Source organism: Bifidobacterium apousia (assembly GCF_007559275.1).
Taxonomy (GTDB): domain Bacteria; phylum Actinomycetota; class Actinomycetes; order Actinomycetales; family Bifidobacteriaceae; genus Bombiscardovia; species Bombiscardovia apousia.
The window spans coordinates 510,524-534,667 of sequence record NZ_VMHK01000001.1; the positions used below are offsets into that span (position 1 = coordinate 510,524).

The following is a 24,144-nucleotide window of genomic DNA, read 5'->3' on the forward strand; positions in this document are numbered from 1 at the left end:
GAGCGCCATAGGGTGCGATAGGGGACCAGCGGCCACTGGTTCAGACCAGTCCCAGAGCCTCCAGGGCCTCGGCCAGATAGGTGACCTCGATCACTTCCAGTCCCTGGATGGGCTTGCGGCCTCCTGAATGCCGATCGGGCGGGACCAGCGCTCGCCTAAATCCCAGACGAGCGGCCTCTTGGAGCCGGTGGTTGAGTTGAGGCACAGGCCTGACCTGTCCGGTCAGCGAAATCTCGCCCATGGCACAGGTCGTGCGCTGGATGGGCCGGGACTTGGCTGCACTGGCCAGGGCGGCCACGATGGCCAGGTCGCATCCGGGTTCCTTGGCCAGCCCGCCGGCGATGGTGGACACATACAGGTCCCTTGTCAGCAGGTTGACCCGGCCGTGACGGTAGAGCACCGCAGCCAGCATGGCCAGGCGGTTGGCATCGATCCCGTTGGTGTTGCGTCTGGGCGTGGGCAGAACCGAGGAGGTGACCAGTGCCTGGATTTCGATGGGCAGGCTGCGGTGGCCGTCCAGGGTGAAGGTCACACAGGTGCCCTCCACCTCCTGCCCGGCCGTGGACAGGAAGAGCCCGGTGGGATCGCTGACCTCCTCGATGCCCTGCTCGCTCATGTCGAAGCAGCCCACCTCGTCAGTGGGGCCGAACCGGTTCTTGACGGCCCTCAGCAGGCGCAGGGCGGTCTGGGAGTCGCCCTCGAACTGGCAGACCACATCGACCAGATGCTCCAGGGTCCGCGGCCCGGCTATGGAGCCGTCCTTGGTCACGTGGCCGACCAGGAGGATGGGGATGTCGTGCGACTTGGCCATGTCGATCAGGCTGATGGCCACCTCACGCACCTGTGTGGAGCCTCCGGAAATGCCGTCGACCTGGTTGGAGACGATGGTTTGGGCCGAGTCCACAATGGCCAGCGCCGGCTTCTCACGCTCGATCAGCCCCAGCACTGTGGCCAAGTCGGTTGTGGAAGCCAGGAGCAGCGAGTCCTTGAGGGCCCCCACCCGACTAGCCCGCATCCGTACCTGGGCCTGGGACTCCTCACCCGACAGGTAGAGCACCTTGCCTCCCTGGCCGTCCCGGTCGGCTACGCGGCCGGCGGTCTCCAGCAGGAGAGTGGACTTGCCTATGCCCGGCTCGCCGGCAAGGAGGATGACCGATCCGGGTACGATGCCCCCGCCCAGGACCCGGTCGAACTCCTCGAATCCCGTGGGGATGCGCCTGACCTGGTCCGTGCCCACCCTGGTGATGGGCCGGGCCAGGCCGGTCTTTGGAGGTGTAGGCGCCGTATGGCTGCCTCCTGAGGAGGACAAGCCCCCTCCTGCGCCCACGCGGGCTTCGTGGAACTCCTCGATGGTTCCCCACTGGCCGCATTCCGGGCAGCGTCCGAACCACTTGCCGCCGGTCCATCCGCACTCCGTGCATACGTATTGCGTCGTCGTCTTGGCCATACCTGCACGCTATCGGGATTCAGGGACGAGGACCCGGGCTTTCACGCCATCTTCGCAGTGCCGACACCCTGCCCATGAGAGAATGGAGGCATGGCTGACAATCCTTCTGCACCCCTGTCCTCTTCGCCCGATTCCTCTGCGCATGCCCGGCAACGCCGTCGACGTATAGGCTTGGTCATCGCCTTGGCTGCGGTAGTGGTTCTGGTGCTCCTGTCGGCTTTCGTATGGCCGCACTGGGCGGTGCGCAACCAACAACCAGACGCACAGGCTCAGACCTCCGCTTCTTCCCGTCCCTCCCAGGCCAGTCCAAAGGCCACGGCGGCGCCCCTGCCGGATTCGGCCTCGGAGCTGCTCAAGGCCATGCCTGACACCGTGGGCGGCTTCGCTCGAGTCAAGGCTGATTCCGACAGCGAGTGGAGCACCCGTACGCCTATAGAGGAGTACAGCCTGGTTTACTCCACCGGCAGATCGGGAGGGGATGTGACCCTCCACCTGGCCCAGTGGTCCAGGAGCGAGGATGCCAAGGCCCTCTACGACAGCCAGTCCACAGGCATGTCCGGCAAAGAGCTGGCCTCGGGCAAGGTTCGCAGCGGCGGCACGGTCACCGGATCCTATCTGGAGAAGGCGGATGGTGACGACGAGCACAAGGCGCTGGTCATCTGGCAGAACGACACGGTGGTCTTCCGTGCTCAGGGTCAGCGGACAGCGCTGGAGGCTTTCTACAAGGCCTTTCCGCTCTGATCGTCCCCCAAGCGGTGTACGATAAGCAAGTTGGACACTTCCAGGTAACTAAGGATCGGAGGCTCGGATGGGTTCTGTCATCAAGAAGCGCCGCAAGCGGATGAGCAAGAAGAAGCACCGCAAACTGCTGCGCAAGACTCGTCACCAGCGCAAGTAGCTCTTTATGGCTTATGGCCCGCTAGGGCCGACGAAGCCCCCCGCATCGATTGGACGCGGGGGGCTTCGTGTATATCCGTCTGTCCTCACTTGTTGGCGTTGGTCATGACCCTGGGACCATTGGGGTCGCCCACGATGACTGTGTCAACCATGTTGAGGAAGAGACCGTGTTCCACGACGCCCACAGTGGTGATCAGGTCCTGGGCCAGATCCTGCGGGTGCTCGATCCGCTCCAGATGCAGGTCGATGATGTGGTTGTGCTCGTCGGTCAGCACCGGCTGCCCCTGGCCGTCCATCCGCAGGACCGGGTTATAGCCGCGCTCCTTGAAGCGGTCCAGGACATGGCGCTCGCCAAAGGGGATGACCTCCACTGGCAGGGGGAAGCGGCCGATGGTGTCGACCACCTTTGACTCGTCCACGATCCAGACGATCTTTCGAGAGTTGGTGGCTACGATCTTCTCCCAGAGCAGGGCTGCGCCGCCGCCCTTGATGCCGTTGAAGTTCTTGTCGACCTCGTCGGCACCGTCGATGGTGACGTCGATGTGGTCTACCTGGTCGATGTCGACGATACGGATTCCGTAGCCTTCAGCCTGTTCCTTGGTACGCCGAGAGGTGGTCACGCCGGTGAACTCCAGGCCCTCTTCCTTGACGCGCCGTCCAAGCTCATCCACGAAGAACCGAACCGTGGATCCGGTGCCCAGCCCGGCGGTCATGCCGTTCTCGACCAGCTTGGCTGCCTCGATGCCGGCGGCTTTCTTCAGTCTGTCCTGCTCGGTCTTGTCCATAGACGCTCCTTCATGCCCGCCATGCTTTTAACAGCTGATATCCGCGGGTCTTGTTCGTTCAGGTTCACTCCAGTGTAGACGATGGCCCTTGACGGTCCATGAACAGCTCAATCCTTGACTTCGATGGCATGCAGACGGAATGGGGCCTCCTGGATGTTCACGTAGCCGTCAGGGTCGATGGCGGCGTCCAGATCAATGCTGCCGACTATATGCAGGTCCTGTCCGGTGAACATGCTGCTGCCAGAGGGAGGAGGCGTGATGCGGATCCGGCCGCTGGCTCTCAGCCCTCGAGCGCCGGAATTCTTGGTCTCTTGATCAACCGTGTCGGTGTCCGAAGTATCGTTGAAAGCCGGCGAGGGGTTGTCTTTTTGATCATCGGCTATGTCAGAAGCGGGCGTGTCATTGATGGCTTTAGACGGCACGTCGTCCCGCTCATCTGCTGCTGCGGCCGGCGACCCTGAGAATGTTGCGGCTACGGACTCGGCTTGCTCGGCATCCACGGCCTCGGATTCGACGGCGGTTTCGGCCAGGTCCTTCTGCTCTTTCTGGCCCAGGCGAACCTTCTTGCGGCCAAGATCGTCCAGAACCTGGGGTCCTCCGTCCAGCTCCTCCTTGACTGTGGACGGCACCTGCGTGCCCTTGGCGTAGGGGGAGGCCAGCAGTGATCGCCAGCCCTCAACGGGCAGACAGCCTTCCCGATCGCCTTTGCCTGCAGCTGTGGCATAGCCGCGGGCCAGCGTGTCCACTTTCTCGTTGAAGGTGTCGCCGGCGTGGCCCTTGACCCAGACAAACCTGACCGATCCAGGCCGCGTCTGGATCTCCTGGTCGATGGCTTCAATAAGCGGGCGGTTCTTGACCGGCTTGCCCTGGGAGTTCTTCCAGCCCTTCTTCTTCCACCCGGGCACCCAGGTGGTGGAGCAGTTGATGGCGTATTGGGAGTCGGTTTCGATGATCAGCGGGCGCTCGCCTGGGTGGGCTCGGAGCGCCTGCAGGACGGCGCACAACTCGCCAATCTGATTGGTGCCGTTGCTTGCGCCGCCTGCATCCGCGTCGCCGCCCTCATGATCGGCCCAGGCCCAGCCCATGGGGCCGTTGGGATTGCTCAGTGCGCTGCCGTCGGTCGAGACGACCAGATTCTTGTCATTGGTCATGATTCCAGTCTAGACAGGGAAACAAAGAACCCTCGTGCCAGCGATGGTCTTGTCCGCAGTTCAGCCCAGGGCCTTGGCTACTACCTGGTCGGCATCGTCCAGAACCTGATCCAGGGCCTCGGGGGAAATGAAGGATTCGGCGTAGACCTTGTAGATGTTCTCGGTGCCGGAGGGGCGGGCGGCGAACCAGTTGTTCCGGGTGGTCACCTTGATGCCGCCGATTTTGGCCCCGTTGCCCGGGGCTTCGGTCAGCTTGGCAGTGATGGGCTCGCCGGCCAGGGTGGAGGCCGTCACATCGTCCCCGTTCAGCCGGGCGAACTTCTGCTTCTGCTCCAATGTGGTCGGGGTGTCCACCCGCTTGTACCAGCTTTGGCCGAAGCGCTCCACCTGCTCCTGGTGGAGCTGGGCCGGGTTCTTTCCGGTCTTGGCTGTGATCTCGGCAGCCAGGAGGTCGGGGATCAGCCCGTCCTTGTCGGTCGTCCAGACGCGGCCGTCCCGACGCAGGAAGCTCATTCCGGAGCTCTCCTCGCCGCCGAAGGCCACCTCGCCCTTGAAGAGGGGGTCGACGAACCACTTGAAGCCCACAGGCACCTCGACCAGCCTGGCGCCTATGGAGGCAGCCACACGATCGATCAGGGAGGAGGAGACCAGGGTCTTGCCGATGCCGGCGCCCTGGGGCCATCCGGGACGGTTGCCGGAGAAGAGGTATTCCACGCAGACGGCGATGTAGTGGTTGGGATTCATGACCCCGGTTCCTGGGCAGACAATGCCATGCCTATCGGCATCCGGATCGGTGCCGCCCACCAGGTCGTAGGAGTCCCAGGCCCCTGCATTCAGGCGATCCACCAGACCCTTCATGGCATAGGGGGAGCTGGGATCCATGCGGATCTTCCCATCGTGGTCGATGGTCATGAACCGCCAGGTCGGATCCACTTCCGGGTTGACGACGCCGATGTTCAGGCCGTACTTTTCATTGATCAGCGGCCAGTAGTTGACCGAGGCCCCGCCCAGCGGATCAATGCCCAGGCGGACCCCCGAGGTTCTGATCAGATCAAAGTCGATGACGTGGCCCAGGTCGGCCACATAGTGTTCCCGGTAGTCGAAGCGCTCCACCAGGTCGGATTTGACGGCATCTTCAAAGGGGATCCGCTTGACCTGCCTGTAGTCGCCCAGGAGCTCGTTGGCCCGTTGCGCTATGGCATTGGTGGTTTCAGCCGGAGCCGGGCCGCCTGTGGGCGGGTCATACTTGAAACCGCCGTCGGTGGGCGGGTTGTGGGAGGGAGTGACCACGATGCCATCGGCCAGGTCCTTGCCGGAGAAGCGCTGGGTCCCGTCGGCAGCCCGGTTGTGTGTCAGGATGGCCTGAGAGACGGTGGGGGTGGGAGTGTAGTCATCATTGGCGTCAATGCGCACCCGTACGCCGTTGGCTGTCAGGACCTCGATAGCGGTCTTCCAGGCGGGCAGGGAGAGGGCGTGGGTATCGCGGCCCAGATAGAGCGGTCCGGTGACTCCATCCTTGGCTCGCTGTTCGGCTATGGCCTGGCTGATGGCCACAATATGGGCCTCGTTGAAGGAGGTGGTCAGGGCGGAGCCGCGATGCCCGGAGGTGCCGAAGGACACCCGCTGGGAGGGCGTGGAGGGGTCGGGGATGAGATCGTAGTACCTGCCGATCAGATCGTCGACGTTGATCAGATCTTCCGGGCTGGCAGGCTTGCCCGCGTTCTGTGCTGTCATGCCTCCCATCATGCCACCCCGGCATGAGAAAGCATGCAGATGGGGAACAGACTCCTTCGGTCTCAGTCGGACTGGGGGACCCGCACGTTCAGAGCCCGGTGCTCAACACTGAGTGCCAGGTGACAGGTCTCGCCCAGAATGTCGCCGTCCACCTGAGCCAAGGCGGGCTTTTCCAGGCGGATTTCTGCCTTGGTCCCCTGCAGCTGGACGATGGTGGAGTTGGTCGACAGGGGGCTCTGGCTGGCCTTTCGGGTGATGGTCTGATGCATGACGTCTCCGAAGAGGTTGGCCCAGCCGATCAGGCCAGCGGAGGTGTCGATGATCTCGAAGTCCAGGAAGCCGTCCTCGTAGGAGGCGTCGGGCATCAGGGAGAATCCTGGGATCTCCCCACAGTTGCCGGCCATGAAGGTGCGGAAGGTCACCGAGGTGTTGGTCTGTGTGACCTGGTCGGGCCGGGTAATGGTGATGTCGGCCGTGTACTTGGGTGCGAACAGATGTTTGGCGCCGCTGATGAAGTAGGCCAGCCAGCTGACCGTCTTCTTCAGATTGGGGTCGGTGTCGTCAATCATCAGGGCGTCGAAGCCGATGCCGGCGATGATCAGGAAGGCATGACCACGGCCTTGTTCCTGATCATCCTGGTCCAGCAGAGCCATGCGGCCCACGTCGACCTGGGTGGATCCGTACGAGGTGGCCACGGCCAGGGCGGCGTCCAGATCGCCAACGGGAATGCCCATGTTCCTTGCGAAGAGATTCCCGGTTCCTATAGGGATGATGCCCATGACATGGTCGCTGGATGCCATGGCGCTGGCTACGGTGCGTACGGTCCCGTCCCCGCCCACGGCAACGACTACGTTGGCTCCACGCTCCAGTGCCATGCGGGCGCAGGCCTTTCCGTCCCGATCCAGCTGGGTTTCGATGAAGCTGAATTCGCGGATGCCCTTGTCGCGGCAGTATTGCTGGATGCGCTCGCGGGCAGCGGCGGCCTGGGGCTTGGAGGGGTTGATGACGAAAGCGTAGCTGAGCTGGTCGTCATCCCGGGCCAGGATCTGCATGGCGAACCTATGCCGTCTTTGGGCGCGGATGATCAACACCACTGCTGTGACGACAATGGCCGCCACCGCCAGGATGCCGAGGATGACGACCGCTGGAATTGGCATGATTCTATTGTGCGCGCGGTGTCGACCCGAATCCCCCTGGGTGTGTCCGACGTGAACGAACCCTCTACAGCAATCACGCTGACAGTATCAGTTGATTGAGTTATGAAAACCGGAAAGTTATGATGTCATTCGGTCCATGTGGTCCCTTCGGTCTGGAGCTGCAACGGCTTCGTGCGCTGGAAGTCTGGGAAGGCCCGGGGGTATGGGAAGAGGAGGCAGGCATGGATAAGTACAAGAGCGTGTTCGACATCATAGGACCCATCATGATCGGACCCTCCAGCTCGCACACAGCTGGGGCCGTGGCCATCGGTCGGGTTGGCCACATCCTTGCCGGCGGTGTTCCGAGCCGTGCCGACATTCATTATTATGATTCCTTCGCTCGCACGCACAGCGGTCACGGTACCGACTATGCCGTCATCAGCGGCCTGTTGGGTTTTGCGCCGGATGACTCCCGGGTGCCCGATGCCATCGGCATCGCCCGCAGGCAGGGCATGGATTTGACCTTCCACGAGGAGGATGAACCCAGTCCCATCGACCACCCGAACACTGCCGTCCTGGACTTGCGGGGCCCAGCCGGCCGGGTGATCTACGCGGCTTGCTCCATCGGGGGCGGAACCATTGAAGTGCGGCGTATCAACTTGGACGGCTGCCTGATCACTCCTCCAGGGCTTTTGCCCATCCTGCTGGTGGAACTGGATGAATCCGACAAGGGCTCCAGTCGTCGGTTGGAGCGCATACGCGATCTGCTCCGGGAAGAGGGCGTGACCAAGCAGACCAGGTATGAGCCCGCGGGTCCGGCCGGCACGGCAGTGTACGAGTTCGATTTGGACAATCCGCTGTCCACGCAGCGGCAGCAGCAGATTGCCGGTCACTCGTCCCGGATGATTTATATCGACTAGGAGGCATGGCGCATGTTCACTTCGATCGCTGAACTCGTGAGTATGGCTCAAGAGCGTGGCTCGTCGATATCGGAAGTGGCCATCGAGGAGGAGGTGCGGCGTTCGCACCAGACGCGCGAGCAGATCTGGGCAAGAATGGCCAAGAACCTGCAGGTCATGCAGGCTGCCGTGGCCAGGGGGTCCCAGGGCAATGGCGTGTTTTCCAAGACCGGGCTGAGCGGAGGACAGGCCGCTCTGCTGGATCATTACCGGAAGACACGAACCAGCCTGAGCGGCGATGCCATGCTGCAGGCTGTCGAGGCCGCCATGGCCACCAATGAGGTCAATGCGGCCATGGGCATCATCTGCGCGACGCCTACGGCCGGTTCCTCGGGAACCCTGCCTGGAGTGCTCACCGTGCTCAAGAACCGACTGGGGCTGGATGACGATGGGCTGATCCGCTGCCTGTTCACGGCAGGGGCTTTCGGACTGGTCACGGCCAACAAGGCGATGATTTCCGGAGCTACAGGCGGTTGCCAGGCCGAGGTGGGCAGCGCATCCGGCATGGCTGCCGCTGCTGCGGTTGAGGGTGCAGGAGGCGATCCTGATGCCAGCGCCCAAGCCTTCGCTATAGCCATGAGCAATCTGCTGGGACTGGTCTGCGATCCCGTGGCCGGACTGGTGGAGGTGCCCTGCGTCAATCGCAACGCCATCGGCACTGCCAACGCTTTGATCGCTGCTGACATCGCCTTGTCGGGTGGTGTCAGCAGGATCCCGCCCGATGAGGTCATCGCAGCCATGAAGTCCATCGGCGAAAGCATGCCCTCATCACTGAGAGAGACCGGCATCGGCGGACTAGCGGGCACCCCCACCGGCAAACGGTTCCGCAAGACTGTATTCGGCCAGTGATGCGTGGCAGACGCGTATAAGGGACGGCTGGTTCGCGTCTGCCTTCCTGCCGCGGCCGGGCCGGTTGCAGCAGAGGCCATGGGACTCGGAAAGAGGTGTGCGGGGCCGGTTTCCGTGTCCTTTGAAAGTCATACAATTCAGATATGTTAGATATCAGGTTCATTCAGGAACATCCGGATGTTGTCCGTGAATCACAGCGCAAACGCGGCGAATCGGTCGAACTCGTCGACGAAGTGCTGAAGGCGGACAGCGAGCGCAGGGCTGCACTCCAGGATTACGAGAGCTGCAGGGCCGAGCAGAAGTCGCTCGGCAAGCGCATGGGTTCGGCGTCTCCTGATGAGAAAGCCGACCTTCTGGCCCGGACCAAGAGCCTGTCCGAGAAGGTGGATGCCTGCAAGTCAGCCTCCGACGAGGCCAATGCCAAGTACACCGATCTCATGTGGAAGTTCAGCAACGTAGTGGAGCCCGAGGCGCCCGAGGGCGGCGAGGACGACTACGTGGTGGTCAAGAAGGTCGGTACCCCGCGCGACTTCACCAAAGAGGGCTTCGAGCCCAAGAACCACCTGGACTTGGGCGTGGGCGTGGCTGGCATCGACATGCGCAGGGGCGTCAAGATTTCCGGTTCCCGCTTCTACTTCCTGCGCGGTGACGTGGCCCGGTTGGAGATCGCCATGCTGACCATGGCCGTGGACCAGGCCATGGAGCACGGATTCATTCCCACCATTACACCCACCTTGGTCCGGCCCGAGGTCATGGCCGGCACCGGCTTCCTGAATGCCCATGCCGACGAGATCTACCGTCTGCGTGAGCCTGACGATCAGTATCTGGTGGGCACCTCCGAGGTCTCCCTGGCCGGCATGCACGAGGATGAGATTCTGGATCTGAGCCAAGGCCCGTTGCGCTACTGTGGCTGGTCCAGCTGCTACCGGCGGGAGGCTGGCTCTGCTGGCAAGGACACCATGGGCATCATCCGCGTCCACCAGTTCGACAAGGTGGAGATGTTCGTCTACTGCAAGCAGGAGGACTCCCGTGATCAGCACCAGCAGCTGCTGGCCATGGAGCAGGAGATGCTGGCCAAGGTGGACGTGCCTTACCGGATCATCGACACCGCGGCGGGAGACCTGGGGTCCTCGGCTGCGCGCAAGTTCGACTGCGAGGCCTGGGTGCCCACCCAGGGTCGCTACCGCGAGCTGACGTCAACCTCCAACTGCACCGAATACCAGGCCCGCCGCCTCAACGAGCGCGAGCGGTTGGAGGACGGCTCTACGCGTCCCGTCAGCACCCTGAATGGGACCTTGGCCACCACCCGTTGGTTGGTCGCCATTCTGGAGAACCACCAGAACGCCGACGGCTCCATCGTCATCCCTGAGGCCATGCGCTCCTATGTGGGCGGCAAGGAGGTCATCGAGCCCAAGACCTGGGAGGCCTGAGCCGCCTCTGCTGGGATCGACCGACATTCCGTTGGTGGTTGGACCAACCTTGATGTCGTATGATGAGTGACGTGTCTGATTGGCACGTCTTTTGGACAGGTGTCTGAGCGGCCGAAAGAGACGGTCTTGAAAACCGTTGTGGCGCAAGCCACCGCGGGTTCGAATCCCGCCCTGTCCGCCTGATTGATGCCCCGGAGCCATATCCGGGGCATTCTTGTATTCGCTGAAGCGTATGTTTCCAGTCCGGAGGTCAGCGGTTGCGCAGCGGTGTGAGTTGGAGCCCGGTGCTTACAATAAAGGACGGTAGCCATGCTTAATCACGCGAGTCGAACTTTGGGTGTCGGCTCTGCAAGGGAAAGGTCGGGTCGTGGATCAATTCATCGCCATTGTCTCTCTGATCGGAGATTGGTTGCTTTTCACATTCCCACTCTTCCAGGGGCTGATGGAGCTGCAGGAATATCAGGAGCTCCTGGACGACTTTGATCAGCTCAGCAAGAATTGGGACGAGGTCTCGCCCTGGTGGTGGCTGGTGCCCATCGTCAAGATTCAGTTGGAACGCAAACGCGGGCATGAAATTCTCCGTCAGGCTACCAGAACCCGGTCAGAACGTCGACGGGCGCTGAGCTTCCTTGACCAGGCGACTGCCTGGTATTTCGTGTCGGTCGCAGGCTGGCTGAAGATGATCTCCTCCTCTTATGAATTGCTTGAGACATACGATGTCGAAGAGAACATATGGCTGCTGGTCCTTCTCGTCGTCCTGCTGACCTCCGGCGGTCTCTTCAACGCTTACTATCGCATAGACAGAAAGCGGATAGGCCAGAAGGAGAAGGAGCTGAAGCCCGACTCGGAGGTGGCCAACGACTGACAAGGCGCCCAAAAGTTCCGGGAATGGCGGCATTGAATCCGTAGCCAGAGCGGATCTTGGCACTTCGAGCAGTATGCGTCAGAGAACGGTGGACGTGGGGAACAGGATGATTCCCTTGAACGTGCGACAACTTCTAGGCAGTTTCATGGTGGTCAAGGGCATAGGGCGGCCGGACCTGCGCCAGGTGCGGGAATTGGTCGGATGCCGGGGGCTGCACATGGCCTCGGCTCTTACCTTGCGCCAGTGCCTGGATACGGTGCCGGGCCGGGTCTCACTGCTGGATCTTGCGCGGAAGCTGGTATCCCGGGTGTTCATGTTGCCGGAGAGTTGAAGTCGTAGACTCAGCCATTGCTTGGTCTCTGCCTTGGGAGATGCTGGAAACCGTTGTGCGCGAAGGAGGGAAGGAGCAGACCGGTGAGGCTGAATCTGTCTTGGAGAAAGCCGTCGGCAGAAGAGATGGATCAGACCCATCGTTCCGACCCGGTGCAGGCGACCAGACCGGGTCGAGCCAGCCGGTGGTTGGTGGCGCTCAGAGCCGCTTGCTGTGGACTGTTGGTGGGAGTGCTGGTGGTGCTCTACCGGCAGGGCATCGGTTATGGCACCAGGTTCGCTCGATGGGCCTACTCGCAGATGCGAAACCAACCCCTGATAATTCTTCCGTGGCTGCTGGCTGCCCTGCTGGTAGGCCTGGCCTTGGCCTGGATGGTCCGCCGGGTTCCCATGGCCTCCGGCTCCGGCATCCCTCAGGTGGAGGGCGTGGTCATCCACGGCATGCGCATGCCTGCCCTCCCTGTGCTGGGTGTACGCTTCCTGGGCGGTCTGGCCTGCGGCATGTTCGGCCTGTCTCTGGGGCGTGAGGGGCCCTCGGTACAGATCGGCGCAGCCGGTTCCCAGATGGTTTCCCGAGGATTGCGCCGAGACCGTGTGGAGGAGACCTGCCTGGTGACCTCCGGCGCGGCTGCCGGTCTGTCTGCAGCCTTCAACGCGCCCTTGTCGGGGATGGTCTTCGCCCTGGAGGAGATCCACCGCTCCTTTTCGCCAATGATTCTTCTGTCAGCGGGCATGGCCTGCCTGAGTGCTGATTTCATCGCCAAAAACCGCTTCGGCCTGCGCCCGGTTCTGGACTTCACCGCTATGCCCCAGTTGACCATCGCCCAGTATCTGCTGATGATCCCCCTTGGGCTGATGGCCGGCCTTGTGGGAGCTGCCATGAACCGTCTGCTGCTGGGCGCGCAGAGCCTTTACAGGCACCTGCCCTCGAAGCTGGGACCGGTGATCTCCCTCTTCCTGGCTCTGCCGGTCGGATTGGTGCTGCCTGCTGTTCTGGGTGGCGGCGAGGACCTGATTGGCAAGGCGGAAGGTGTTCGTGAGGTGGCTTGGTCGGTGGCCATCAACCTGCTGGTTCTGCTTCTGGTCAAGATGCTCTTTACGGCTACCTCCTTCGGCAGCGGTGCCCCCGGAGGCATCTTCATGCCCATCCTGGCAGTCGGCACACTGACTGGGTCCCTGTGCGGGATGGGTGCGGCCGCCTTGGGAATGCCTGTCAGGATTATTCCAGTCTGTGCGGTCTGCGCCATGGCGGGCACTCTGACGGCCTCGGTCAAGGCCCCCATAACCTCCATCCTGCTGACGGTGGAGATGTCAGGCTCTCTGGTCCACATGCTCCCTGTGGCCCTGTGCGCTTTTACGGCTTTGATGGTGTCCGATTTGTTGGGTGTCCAGCCTATTTACGAGGCTCTGCTGGAGCGTTATCGCCGAGGACGTGCTCCCGATGCCCGGGTTCCTGACAGGGTCACTGTGGAGTTCCCCATAGAGCATGGCAGTCCGGCGGCTGGTCGTCTGCTTGGGCAGGTTCCCTGGCCGCACGGATGTGCCGTAATTGGTCTTCGCCGGGGTGAGCATCGGCTGATTCCTGCTGGTGATCTGAGGTTGCTCGCCGGAGACGGTGTCATCCTGCTCTGTCCCGGTGATCGTCTGGATCAGGCCCGACGGGTCATGGAAAGCCTCTGTCGCTGACTGACGTTCTCTAAAGGATGGTCAGGCACTGCCCGTGGACTGCCACGGCCTGGCTGTTGTTGATGGCCACCATGGGCGCATCGTCGCCGTAGCGGTCCAGAATTTTCCTGGTCACCTCGGCGAAGGGCTCAGAATCAAGGTGAGGGAGGAGACGGAAGTCCACCAGACCCAGACCGGCGGTGGAGTCCAGATCCGGGGCGGCCGAGCGTGGATCCATGGCATCCAGGAAGCCGATATCGGGACCGGTCACCACAGCGCCGGCCGATTCGCCGATATAGGGTTTGCCTTGACCCACCTGCTGCCTGATCAGATCAGCAGCCCCTGAGCGGCACAGCTCCTGCAACAGGAAGAAGGTGTTGCCGCCGGACAGGTAGATCAGGTCGTCCTCCTCCAGGCTGCGACGTATGGTCTCCGGATCGGCTGTTGAGACTTCCAGGTCGTCGATCCGGCAGCCCATGTCGGTGAAAGCCCGGCGAGCCTCCTGGACATAACCATCCGAACGCTGTGGAAGGTTGGCCGTGGGGATGAAAGCCACCGTATGATTCTTGGGCGAGCCTTCCAGAAAGGCTGGCAACCTGTCAGCGGTAGCGGAGAATGAGGATGTAAGCAGCAGCCGACGCATAACGGCTCCTTTCATGCCAGGCGGGACTTCCGCCCCGGGCAGGTCGCAAAACGTAAGATCCGACCATTGCTGGTCTCAATATATCCAAGTAATGGTCTTCGCCTAGTGATTGACCACGTTGTAGGCTCAAATGCCTAGTCTGGGGGCATGGCAAGGCAGCATCAGGAGTTACGGCAGGGATCTGGTCAAGGCGTATCGCACGACATGTCAGGCGAGGATTCATACAGCGACGACCGCCCCGATACCGTAGCCCCAGGCGGCAGTATCCTCTTCGCGTTGCCCGGAACCCTGGTGGATTGGGACCCGCGCCGAGCCCTGGTTGGGCAGTATCCTGACGGTGTAGTCGATATGGTGCTGGATCCGAATGACCCTTGGGGCTTTGCCTGTGTCAGCAGACAGATCAATCTGGGCGTGGATCCGCAACGAGCTTTGGCCGACTATGAAACCACTCATGGGCCCGCCGTCGCCTGGGTGGTTCGCGTCTGCTTGGAAAACTGCGCCCTGGCAGTGAAGGGCCTGCTTCCCGGAGCATCTGATCTGCTGGAGGATCTGCAGCGAGCTGGCCTGACCCTTTGGGGCCTGGCGGCAACGACCCGTCAGCTGACTGAGTCGGCATCCAAGGTCCTTTCGCCGCTCTCTGCATTGAAGGACATCCTGATCTCATCCGAGGAGCATCTGGATCTTTCCGATCCTCTCTTCTATCGTCTTGCCCTGCGCCGTTTCGCCATCACCCCCGGGCACACAATCTTTGTCGATCGTGACCCTGAACATGTGGCAATTGCTGACAGACTTGGCATGAAGGGGGTTGTCGTTGACGACATCAGCAGTCTGCGTCAACTTTTTCATCGATGAAGGCGGCAGCGTATGCTCTGTGTGGCAGATGTAAAGCGAAGCGGTGGTAATTGGACATGCGACATTGATCCTGGTCCAGTTGGTTACTACGGTGGCTACCTCTGGTAGGTGATATTTTAACTATTCCCCACTCCGCAGCTCTTTCGACTTCTAGTTTGTATTATGCGGCGCTTATTGATTCCGTCCTAACCTTCAAATGATTTATTTATGCTTTATGTCTTAAGTTGATCAGATTGTCATAATTGTGCATTCTTCAGTGGTGCAAAGAGCATCAGCGTCAGTTCCGACAGTTATTGATAAGAGAATGGAATGTTGCGATTTCTGATGCGACTAACCGTTAAATTGATTATTGCAACCGGTTGCTGTATTCTTAAGGCGTCATGAGATGCAGACAACCACGAGGGAGTGTTGTTGCGTTCTCTGGCGTTATGGCTTTTACGGAGTTGCTATAGCAAGGCGGATTCCAAAGGAGGATGCCGGTTCAGTCCCCTTGACTCTGAAAGGTGTTTCTGCCGTGATTACGGCTTGATGATTGAAGGTCATGGCACCGAAAAGTGGCTAAGCCTATGCGAATGTCGTGCATGCATTGTGCGACTGACTAAGTGCAAGCAAAGGAGTTGTGCATGAGACGACGGAAAGGGCCAATTCTAATGGTCTTCCCCGGAGTTGTTCTGTTGTTCTGTTTTATGACCGTTCCGGCTTTGATGGGTATGTTTTACAGTCTGACGGACTACAGGGGCTACGGGGGATGGAAGTTCATTGGCTTATCGAATTATCAGAACCTTGTCAAAGACTCCAGCATTCTGCATAGTTACATTTTTACCCTGGGATTTGCTTTTCTTGCTGCCATATTGACCAACATGATCAGCCTCCTCTTGGCAGCGGCTTTAACGCAAAACATTAGGCTCAAAGGGTTTCTGCGAGGTGTTTTCTTCTTGCCCGCGGTCTTGGCAACCATTGTTATCGGGTACGTTTTTAACTTTATTTTTTCGCAGGCGATTACCTCCATAGGCAAAGGGCTTCATAACGATTTTCTTTCGCGAAGTTTGCTTGGAAATCCGCAATGGGCATGGGTTGCTATAGTCATCGTTGCAGTCTGGCAGGCTTGTGCGGTTACAACGGTCATCTATATGACTGGGATCGAATCTATCTCATCAGACATATATGAAGCTGCCAAGGTGGATGGTGCCAATAGGCGGCAGGTGTTTTGGAGAATAACCCTGCCTCTGGTCATGCCTTTCGTGGCAGTGAATATGGTTCTTCAGCTCAAGAACCAATTGCAGGTTTTCGATTTGGTGGTGGCTCTGACAAACGGCGGGCCGGGTACAGCGACTCAATCAATATCATTCCTGATTTATCGAAACGGGTTTCAGGGTGGTCAGTTTGCCTACCAGTCTGCGAACGCTGTCATGTACTTTGTTTTGATTCTTTTCATCTCACTTGTACAGATGCGCTTGTTCAGGTCAAGGGAGAACTGATATGGATATCAAAAGCAATACCATCAGGAGACGAAGCAACTGGCTTCTCACGGTTTTTCTGCTTTTTTGCTCGCTCACTGTTCTGATTCCTATGTATATAACCTTGACGACAGCCGTGAAGGATAGGCAGCAGAGCGCCAACAGCTTGTGGGCTCTTCCAACAAGCTGGCATTGGGACAATTTCTCCAGAGCGATTGCTGAAACGGGTTTTTGGAGGGCGTTGTGCAATAGTCTTCTATTGACTGCGATCTCAGTAATTTTGGCTGTGTTGACCAACTCGATGGTTGCCTATGCCATTGCGAGGAATATGAATCGCAAGGGTTATAAGTTTGTCTATTACTACATCGTCTCGGCCATGTTCATTCCATTTTCAATACTCATGCTTCCACTTGTCAAGGAGATGAGCCTGCTTGGATTGGATAACTTATATGGGTTAATTCCGCTGTACGTTATATACAACTTGCCGTTCAATACCATGTTCTATGTTGGCTATCTTGAAACCATACCGACCAGTCTTGATGAAGCAGCCATGCTTGATGGTGCTAATACCTGGCAGACCTTTTGGCGTATTATTTTTCCGCTCATGGGACCGGCCAATGCCACTGTCGCCATTCTGCAAACGCTCTGGGTCTGGAATGATTTCATGATGCCATTAGTCATGATCTCGAAGCAGAATCAATTCACCATTCCCCTTACTCAGTATATGTTCCAGAGCACCTTTAATACTGATTACAATCTGTCTTTTTCCTCCTACACCTTGGCGATGATTCCCATGCTAATTGTGTATCTGTTTGCGCAGAAGCAAATTATAGGAGGTGTTGCAGCTGGCTCCGTTAAGGAATGAGAGGCTCGCTTTGACGAGGACGAGCGGTCGAAGTTCGTATTACCAGAGGCGATGGGAATTCTTCGAAGGGAGTATCAACTGTTCTGCCATTCAGCAACCTAAGGAGCTTCTCTCCTATACCGTTGGCCATGTCCTCGGGGTCCTGATGAGCAGTAGTCAAGTTGAAAGGTTCAGCATAGGTTGAATCGTCAAATCCAGTAATGGAGACGGTATCCGGTATCGATAGGCCTTTCTGACATAATCGGCAGGCTAGTGGTATTGCGATTCCGTCTTGTTGGCAGCATATCGCAGTAGGCAGGTGAGGAAGCTGAAGTATCTGTGTAATAACACGTTCAGGCTCAAGAACATCGTCAACCACGTCATGTTCGTCCAAAGTCATGATACTGGTATGCACGGGGGCAATAGCATTTCGGCAGGCTTCTCTGAATCCTTGGAGCCTTTCCATAGCGCTGAAGCGAAGGGAGTTAGAAGGAGAAAACCCTATATATGCAATGTCTCTGTGGCCGAGAAAAATCAAATGATCGACGATTTCCCTCATGGTTGCGCGGTCTTTAATGAAGGAGTCCAAAGTGAGGCCGGCCTTATTTTGCATGTTGATTCCAGCAATGGGAACTCCGAGATTGCTCAGGCGGTCTATGCCCACTTGGCTGATATTGAAGGAGGGTACGACAACAGCATCTGCATTTTTCCTTGTAGGGAGGTCGCTGAAGAACTGTTCCTGATCTGCTGCATTGCGTATCCGGTAAAAAGAAAGATCGTATCCGTTTCTATGCAATACCGAATCCAAACCAGCAATGATTTGCGAAAGAAACCAGGTGGCTGGGCTGCCGGGTAGCAATACGGCAATTCGGTAGGATCTGCCCGACCGCAAGGCGCCCGAGGAGCGAGCAACGGAAAAGTCCAGATCTTTGGCAACTTGAAGTACTCGTTTCCGTGTATTGGCGGCAACGAGATCAGGCCGAGAGAATGATCTGGAGACGGTTGATATGGAAACCCCTGCGCGTTCAGCGACGTTTTGTATCGTCGCGGGCTGTTGTCGTTTCAATGGTTTCCCCGGAAAATGTATGGTCAATTAATTGTACATATACAGTGTAAGCCTCAACAATTATAGTTTTTAATCTTTAGGAAAAGTAGAAGGAGGATTGGATATATGCAACCGGTTGTACTCAAATCAAATTGATGAACAAAGATAAAGGAGACGCGAATAGTATCGTGTTTTGCCTTAAAGGTTAAACAATTTAAGGAGTTGTTGGACTTTTTCATTACTCCAAAGGAGGAGATCAGATGAAGAACTCTAGGATAGGTAAAATATTGGCATTTGCCGCTGCCGCAACGATGCTGGTGACGACAGCTGCCGCATGCGGGGATGATGCAAAGGGAGAGAATTCCGCTAATGGCAAGGTTCAGATTCAGTTTTTCCAGAAGAAGCCTGAGTCTGTAAAAATTACTAATAAGCTAATCAAAGAATTCGAATCAAAAAACCCTAATATCAAAGTTGAGCAGCAGAATGCATCTGATCCGCTAACGGTATTGAAATCTCGCATGGCTAAAAATGATGTGCCTGATGTAATAACTGCAGATGGTACATACTACAACGATCTAGTCAAGGCAAACATACTTACTGAGCAAAAAGGTACTGAGGCATACAAGGCTGTTGCTAATAAAGGATATTACGATTACCTGCGTAAAATTGGGCAAACCGACAAGGATTATGCTGTGCCTTGGTCCATTATTGGCGAAGGCGTGCTCTATAACGTAGATATTTTCAAGAAATATGATCTGAAGCCTCCTACGACTTGGGATGAATTCATCAACCTGGCGCAGAAGCTTAAGCAACAAAACGAACAGCCTTTCATATTCACGTGGAAGGATTCCGATCCAGCCAATAAGACAGCGATGGCGGTTGCTGCTCCAATGCAAGGTGACCATTTTTGGGATAATCTGCAATCAGGCAAGGAGACTTTTTCTAAGAACAAAGGGTGGAGAACGGCTGCCGAACGAATGCTGAAGCTGAGGGAATTCGCTCAAGGTGACCCGAATGGTACCGATTACAACGACGGGAATTCGCAGTTTGCCAATGGCAAGTCTGCAATGTACATAACGGGCATATGGGCCATACCTGCTATTAAGGAGGCCAATCCCAATATCAACCTTGGTTTCTTTGTTCTCCCCACCAGCGATAAACCCAATGAAACCAAGTTAATTTCCGGCACTGATGCTCTCATCGGAGTTTCAACAGCTTCCAAACATCAAGATGCGGCTCAAAAGTTTGTTACATTCCTTCTGTCTAAGAAAGCCCAAGAGGAATACACGACGGATCAGAATCTGCTTTCAGTTCGTTCGGATGTGCCTGCGGGGACCGATGTGCTTACGGCAATGAAAGCCGATTACATCGACAAGGGCAAAACCTGTATATTCCCGGATGTCATGTTCACTGGCGCGAGCGATATGAAAGGCCTGAGCCAGATTTTCCTGACGAATGGGGACGTTGACGCCTACCTCAATGGTCTTGACGCGGACTATCAGAAGAACGGTATCCGCAAGTAAGAAAACGACAGTCAATGGACGGCTCCTGCTGCTTTTGGGGCCGCCCTTGGCATATCAACTTCTAGAAAGATAAACTGATGAAATTTCTTAACGGTGCCTGGCTTGTCAAACAAGGATATGAGGTCAATTATGTTTCCAGCGTGTACAGCGCAGATATCGAATCGGATAAGCTGACTCTATATTGCCCGCTTAATCAACCGATCCATTCCTTGGGCGATACCCTGAACAAGGGGGTTTTGACCATTGAGGTCACCAGTCCCCATGCAGATGTGATAACTACAAGACTGATTAACTATAAGAGAGATCGTAGCCATCAACCAAGTTTTGAACTGAATCCATCGAATACGGCAGTGACGATTGAAGAAACTGCAGATGATTGGCGGTTCACATCAGGTAAGCTGACTCTTGTTGTAGCTAAGGGAGACAGTCTCGATTTTCAATATATTCGTGAAGGAAAGCTGGTCACCAGGGCAAGTCTCAATAGCAAGGCGGTGGTGATCGATCCGTCGGGGCAGACGTTCATTGTGGATCAGCTTGATCTTGCCGTAGGAGAGAAGATATACGGTCTTGGAGAACGCTTTACCCACTTTGTCAGAAATGGCCAAAGTGTTGATTGCTGGAATCTTGACGGAGGTTCGCAAAGCGAGCAGGCTTATAAAAACATTCCTTTCTATCTGAGCAATAAGGGATATGGTCTTTTTGTTGATACCACAGGTCTGGTCAGTTTTGAAATAGGTACTCAGAATGTGTCTCGTGTTGAATTTGCCGTTCCTGAACAGGAAATGACCTATTCGGTGATATCCGGGAACAATCTTAAGGGTGTGATCGATAACTATACTGACTTAACAGGCAAACCGCCCAAGGTGCCCGATTGGAGTCTTGGATTATGGCTTTCCACATCGATGAGTCCTTATTTCGATCAGGAATCGATTCTGGAAATGGTCGACGATATGGCAGCACATGATGTCCCTCTTAGTGTTGTGCATATAGATAGTCATTGGATGAAGGAACTGGAATGGTGCAGTTTCCAGTGGGACGAGAAGAAATTCCCCCAACCAGAGAAGCTGCTTTCCGAGCTACACCAGAGAGGTATAAAAGCTTGCGTATGGATCAACCCTTATATCGCGCAAAAATCCCCTATATTCAAAGAGGGTGCAAGGAACGGTTACTTCATCAAGAATACCGATGGGACCATCTGGCAGTGGGACATGTGGCAGCCAGGTATGGCAATCGTCGATTTCACTAATCCAGCGGCGACGAAGTGGTATCAATCCAAGTTACGGCATCTTCTGGAACAGGGGGTCGATTGTTTTAAGACCGACTTTGGCGAACGCATACCTACTGAGCATGTGGAATATTTCAATCACGCTGATCCGGCACTGATGCACAACTATTACACTCTTCTGTACAACAAAGCAGTGTATGAAGTTACTGCAGCGGTTCATGGAGAGGAGAACGCCGTCGTTTTCGCTCGTTCAGCCACTGTCGGCAGTCAAAAGTATCCAGTTCACTGGGGTGGGGATCCTACCGCCACCTATGAGGCTATGGCTGATTCGCTCCGTGCGGGCTTGTCCCTGGGCATGGCAGGATTTGGATATTGGAGTCATGATATTGCAGGTTTTGAGGACCGTCCTGTTAGGCCCACACCCGATTTGTATAAGCGGTGGACACAGTTCGGGCTCCTCTCGTCGCATTCCAGGTATCACGGATCCAATGAGTTGAAAGTTCCTTGGAGATATGGCGATGAAGCTGTACAGGTGACCAGTGAATTCGCCAAGCTCAAGAAGCGTCTGGCGCCTTACCTCTCACGCATGTCGCAAGAAGCTCATGAAACTGGAGTGCCTGTCATGCGAGCAATGATCCTGGAATTCCCCAATGATCCAACTTGCGAAGATATAGATACTCAGTACATGCTTGGTGATGATCTGCTGGTGGCTCCGATATTTGCGGATGATGGATTCGCAAGATTCTATGTTCCAGATGAGGAAGGAAACCATACGGGAGATGTCTGGAAGAACCTCCTTACAGGCGAGGAATACAAGCCCGGCCGTTGGTATGAGCAGAAATATGATTATCATACTTTGCCGCTCCTAGTCCGTCCGGGTGCTGATCCACTGCATGTGTCCAGAGGTTCTGCAAGCTGAGTTTTCACTGGTTTCTCAGTTCTTTTGTCACATTTATATGGCAAAAGGCTGTTATGTGGTCAGTGGATACGGGAGACTACAGGATAACGACTATTCAAGACGCGCGGGTTCTGTTTATTCGGAACCCGTGCGTTCCTGCGAACAGGGTGATAAACGGGACTTCACCTTGCTGAATTTAGACAGGCCCAGACTGATATCTGGCTGTTCAGACGATGCGGCGGTCAGCGGCCCAGCGGGTCAGTTCGGTTCGGTTGGATAGCTGGAGCTTGCGCAGGACGTTGGAGACGTGGGTCTCAACCGTCTTGATGGAGATGAACAACTCAGAGGCTACCTCGCGGTAGGTGTAGCCGCGGGCGATCAGGCGCATGACCTCCTGCTCGCGTGCGGAGAGCCGATCCAGTTCGTCGTCTTCCGCCAGACCGGCATCTGCTGCCTCGTCCTCCTGGAAGGCGGAGAGCACGAATCCTGCCAGCTTGGGGGAGAAGACTGCGTACCCCTCGTGAACCTGGCGGATTGAGGAGACCAGGTCCTTGGCGGAGATGGTCTTGGTCACGTAACCACGGGCTCCAGCGCGGATGACCGAGCCCACGTCCCTGGGCGAGTCGGATACGGAAAGGGCCAGAAAGACCGACTTGGGGGAGAGGGGATGAGAGCGGCTCAGGATTTCGGCGCCCCCGCCGCCCTGACCACCGGGAACGTGCACATCCAGCAGAACCACATCGGGCCGGGTCTGCCTGACCATGAGGATGGAGGATTCCACGTCTGCCGCTTGGCCCACGACGTGAAAATGCGGCTGCAGGGTGGTTATGACGCCGGTACGGAACATCTCATGGTCGTCGACGACGGCCACACGGATGCTTGCGGGCCCTCCCTCGGCTTGATGGGGCTCTGCTGCAGTCGTGGTCATGGGCGTGGTTCAGCCCGCCTTTCCCGACGCGGGGTCCTCAAGTGTGGGTGGGATCGGACCGGCATGCGTCTGTGAATGAATGGTTCACCATGCATCCTATCATTGCTGGGCCTCAGTCCCCCTTTTCAGTCTGACCAACCTTGCCCTCCTGGTGTTGGCTGGCCTCGGACAGCGGCATGTGCATCCTGACCTCGGTGCCCCAACCCGGGCGCGAGACGATCTCGACCCTGCCGCCACGCCGCCGAATCCGGCCGATGATGGACTCTCGGATTCCCAGACGGTCGGCTGGAATCGCATCCATATCGAAGCCTGATCCGTGGTCGCGTACGTAGACCTCAACCTGATTCCTGCGGGCCTCGCAATAGACGGAGATGGGTTCCCCACCGTGGGTTACGGCATTGACCAGGGCCTGTCGGGCCGCGTTGAGCAATGCATCGGTCTGGGCGCAGGGCATGGCGTCGCCCACGGTGACCACCTCGATCGGCTTGCCGGAATCGTCCTCCACCTGTGCGGCTATCTGGCTCAGCCCTGTGCTGACGGACCGGTCTGAGGGAGTGCGTTCCTGGTAGAGCCAGTTGCGCAGATCGCGCTCCTGGGAGCGAGCCAGGGTGAAGACGGTATGCGGGTCGTCGGCATGCAGCTGGATCAGGGCCAGGGTCTGCAGGACGCCATCGTGCAGATGGGCCGCCATATCGGCCCGCTCTTCCTCGCGTTCCTTCATGGCTCGTTCATCGCCCAGCTGGCTGAGGATTGAGCCTACCCAGGGCACGACCACTGCGGTCACGCCCACAAGAAGCAGGCCGGCCAAGACTATCAGGGTCAGGGCCCAATGCAGTTCCTGGGTGGAGAGCAGAAAGATCACCGCAGCAGACAGGATCAGGGCCAGGCTGCCTATCAGGGTCGGCAGGTGGTAGCCGGTTCCTTGGTTTTCCGGCCTCAGCCAGGCCAGAACCAGTCCTGCGCAGAAAAGCAGGCAGGGGACGACAAAGGCGGGGCGCATACCGCTGTTGAGCAGAAAGACCGCAGTCAGCAGAAGAATGATGCCCAGGCCTGCCAGCAGTCTGGTTATCCGCCCGGGACTGATGCCGTGATCCTCCTTCTGATCTGGCTGTTCAGTAAGGATGCTGGGTGCCAGCGGGGCTGACTTCGGGTCATTCGGTTGGACTGCCTGGGTGGGATCGCCCTGGGGGAGCGTCAACCACAGAAAGCAGTAGATTACACAGGTGATCAATTTGGGGGCCATAAGCACCATGACCAGGCGGATCCAGAAGACGGGAATGCCCAGGTGTAGGCTGACGCCCTTGCAGACTCCGCACAGGATCCTGCCCTTGTGTGGCCTCATCAGGGGCATGCGCGCAGGGTGCAGAGGAGGTGGTTCCCTCAACGTTTGTTCTTCCTGCATGGCTGCGTTCATGCCTCCATTATCGGTTTCGGATCGTACCGATAGGGCAATAAGGGGAAGAAATCAGGGTCGAATCAGG

22 protein-coding genes and 1 tRNA gene are annotated in these 24,144 nt (G+C 57.5%); 14 read left to right on the plus strand and 9 right to left on the minus strand.

Annotated elements, in window-relative coordinates; all coding sequences use genetic code 11:
* Positions 1–40: 40 nt before the first annotated feature.
* A complete protein-coding gene (gene radA, locus FPK30_RS02050; RefSeq protein ID WP_144085065.1) occupies positions 41–1,447 on the minus strand; it encodes a DNA repair protein RadA in 1,407 nt (468 codons plus the stop codon).
* Positions 1,448–1,537: 90 nt separating this feature from the next.
* Between radA and FPK30_RS02055 the strand changes: the two genes are divergently transcribed.
* On the plus strand, positions 1,538–2,188 hold the full coding sequence (locus FPK30_RS02055; protein ID WP_144085066.1) for a hypothetical protein: 651 nt from the start codon (positions 1,538–1,540) through the stop codon (positions 2,186–2,188).
* 67 nt (positions 2,189–2,255) lie between these two features.
* Positions 2,256–2,345 carry a 30S ribosomal protein bS22 gene (locus FPK30_RS02060; RefSeq protein WP_004268639.1) on the plus strand — a complete coding sequence of 30 codons (90 nt, stop codon included), beginning with the start codon at positions 2,256–2,258 and terminating at the stop codon, positions 2,343–2,345.
* An 85-nt stretch (positions 2,346–2,430) separates the two neighbouring features.
* Here the strand turns inward: FPK30_RS02060 and rpiA are convergent, their stop codons facing one another.
* From rpiA to FPK30_RS02080, 4 genes are all read right to left on the minus strand, one after another.
* Positions 2,431–3,129: a ribose-5-phosphate isomerase RpiA gene (gene rpiA / locus FPK30_RS02065; RefSeq protein ID WP_144085067.1), complete on the minus strand. Its 699-nt coding sequence runs from the start codon at positions 3,127–3,129 to the stop codon at positions 2,431–2,433.
* A gap of 107 nt (positions 3,130–3,236) precedes the next feature.
* Positions 3,237–4,280, minus strand: a complete 1,044-nt coding sequence (locus FPK30_RS02070) for a ribonuclease H family protein (RefSeq protein WP_144085068.1) — start codon at positions 4,278–4,280, stop codon at positions 3,237–3,239.
* Positions 4,281–4,340: 60 nt separating this feature from the next.
* Positions 4,341–6,014, minus strand: a complete 1,674-nt coding sequence (gene pgm, locus FPK30_RS02075; protein WP_144085069.1) for a phosphoglucomutase (alpha-D-glucose-1,6-bisphosphate-dependent) — start codon at positions 6,012–6,014, stop codon at positions 4,341–4,343.
* Between the two features lie 62 nt (positions 6,015–6,076).
* Positions 6,077–7,171, minus strand: coding sequence for a diacylglycerol/lipid kinase family protein (locus tag FPK30_RS02080; protein ID WP_144085070.1), 1,095 nt, complete (start codon positions 7,169–7,171; stop codon positions 6,077–6,079).
* Between the two features lie 221 nt (positions 7,172–7,392).
* Here FPK30_RS02080 and FPK30_RS02085 point away from each other — a divergent pair, with 221 nt between their 5' ends.
* The 7 genes from FPK30_RS02085 (at position 7,393) to FPK30_RS02115 (ending at position 13,269) form a co-directional block, all read left to right on the plus strand.
* On the plus strand, positions 7,393–8,070 hold the full coding sequence (locus FPK30_RS02085) for a serine dehydratase beta chain (RefSeq protein ID WP_144085071.1): 678 nt from the start codon (positions 7,393–7,395) through the stop codon (positions 8,068–8,070).
* 12 nt (positions 8,071–8,082) lie between these two features.
* Positions 8,083–8,958, plus strand: coding sequence for an L-serine ammonia-lyase, iron-sulfur-dependent, subunit alpha (gene sdaAA, locus FPK30_RS02090; RefSeq protein WP_144085072.1), 876 nt, complete (start codon positions 8,083–8,085; stop codon positions 8,956–8,958).
* Between the two features lie 143 nt (positions 8,959–9,101).
* Positions 9,102–10,388: a serine--tRNA ligase gene (gene serS / locus FPK30_RS02095; protein WP_101432752.1), complete on the plus strand. Its 1,287-nt coding sequence runs from the start codon at positions 9,102–9,104 to the stop codon at positions 10,386–10,388.
* 93 nt (positions 10,389–10,481) lie between these two features.
* Positions 10,482–10,566: transfer RNA gene (locus tag FPK30_RS02100), tRNA-Ser, on the plus strand.
* 189 nt (positions 10,567–10,755) lie between these two features.
* Positions 10,756–11,253, plus strand: coding sequence for a hypothetical protein (locus FPK30_RS02105; RefSeq protein ID WP_144085073.1), 498 nt, complete (start codon positions 10,756–10,758; stop codon positions 11,251–11,253).
* Between the two features lie 115 nt (positions 11,254–11,368).
* A complete protein-coding gene (locus tag FPK30_RS02110; protein WP_186279320.1) occupies positions 11,369–11,584 on the plus strand; it encodes a YbaK/EbsC family protein in 216 nt (71 codons plus the stop codon).
* 125 nt (positions 11,585–11,709) lie between these two features.
* Positions 11,710–13,269, plus strand: a complete 1,560-nt coding sequence (locus FPK30_RS02115; protein WP_232345913.1) for a ClC family H(+)/Cl(-) exchange transporter — start codon at positions 11,710–11,712, stop codon at positions 13,267–13,269.
* Positions 13,270–13,279: 10 nt separating this feature from the next.
* Here the strand turns inward: FPK30_RS02115 and FPK30_RS02120 are convergent, their stop codons facing one another.
* On the minus strand, positions 13,280–13,891 hold the full coding sequence (locus FPK30_RS02120; protein ID WP_144085212.1) for a Type 1 glutamine amidotransferase-like domain-containing protein: 612 nt from the start codon (positions 13,889–13,891) through the stop codon (positions 13,280–13,282).
* 204 nt (positions 13,892–14,095) lie between these two features.
* On the opposite strand from FPK30_RS02120, the gene FPK30_RS02125 reads away from it, so the two are divergent.
* From FPK30_RS02125 to FPK30_RS02135, 3 genes are all read left to right on the plus strand, one after another.
* Complete coding sequence (locus FPK30_RS02125) at positions 14,096–14,743, plus strand: HAD family hydrolase (RefSeq protein ID WP_144085076.1); 648 nt, start codon at positions 14,096–14,098, stop codon at positions 14,741–14,743.
* A gap of 623 nt (positions 14,744–15,366) precedes the next feature.
* A complete protein-coding gene (locus FPK30_RS02130) occupies positions 15,367–16,221 on the plus strand; it encodes a carbohydrate ABC transporter permease (protein ID WP_024626747.1) in 855 nt (284 codons plus the stop codon).
* A gap of 1 nt (position 16,222) precedes the next feature.
* A complete protein-coding gene (locus FPK30_RS02135) occupies positions 16,223–17,065 on the plus strand; it encodes a carbohydrate ABC transporter permease (RefSeq protein ID WP_029676007.1) in 843 nt (280 codons plus the stop codon).
* Here the strand turns inward: FPK30_RS02135 and FPK30_RS02140 are convergent.
* Complete coding sequence (locus FPK30_RS02140; protein WP_186279321.1) at positions 17,055–18,110, minus strand: LacI family DNA-binding transcriptional regulator; 1,056 nt, start codon at positions 18,108–18,110, stop codon at positions 17,055–17,057. The two genes, FPK30_RS02135 and FPK30_RS02140, sit on opposite strands and share 11 nt — an antisense overlap.
* Before the next feature lie 239 nt (positions 18,111–18,349).
* Between FPK30_RS02140 and FPK30_RS02145 the strand changes: the two genes are divergently transcribed.
* The gene (locus FPK30_RS02145) at positions 18,350–19,612 is read left to right on the plus strand and encodes an ABC transporter substrate-binding protein (RefSeq protein WP_144085078.1); all 1,263 of its coding nucleotides are present in this window, start codon (positions 18,350–18,352) and stop codon (positions 19,610–19,612) included.
* A 77-nt stretch (positions 19,613–19,689) separates the two neighbouring features.
* Positions 19,690–21,756: an alpha-xylosidase gene (yicI, locus tag FPK30_RS02150; protein ID WP_144085079.1), complete on the plus strand. Its 2,067-nt coding sequence runs from the start codon at positions 19,690–19,692 to the stop codon at positions 21,754–21,756.
* Between the two features lie 205 nt (positions 21,757–21,961).
* Here the strand turns inward: yicI and FPK30_RS02155 are convergent, their stop codons facing one another.
* Together FPK30_RS02155 and FPK30_RS02160 are read right to left on the minus strand one after the other, a co-directional pair.
* A complete protein-coding gene (locus FPK30_RS02155) occupies positions 21,962–22,663 on the minus strand; it encodes a LuxR C-terminal-related transcriptional regulator (protein ID WP_144085080.1) in 702 nt (233 codons plus the stop codon).
* 112 nt (positions 22,664–22,775) lie between these two features.
* The gene (locus FPK30_RS02160; RefSeq protein ID WP_420809425.1) at positions 22,776–24,014 is read right to left on the minus strand and encodes a PspC domain-containing protein; all 1,239 of its coding nucleotides are present in this window, start codon (positions 24,012–24,014) and stop codon (positions 22,776–22,778) included.
* Positions 24,015–24,144 lie beyond the last annotated feature (130 nt).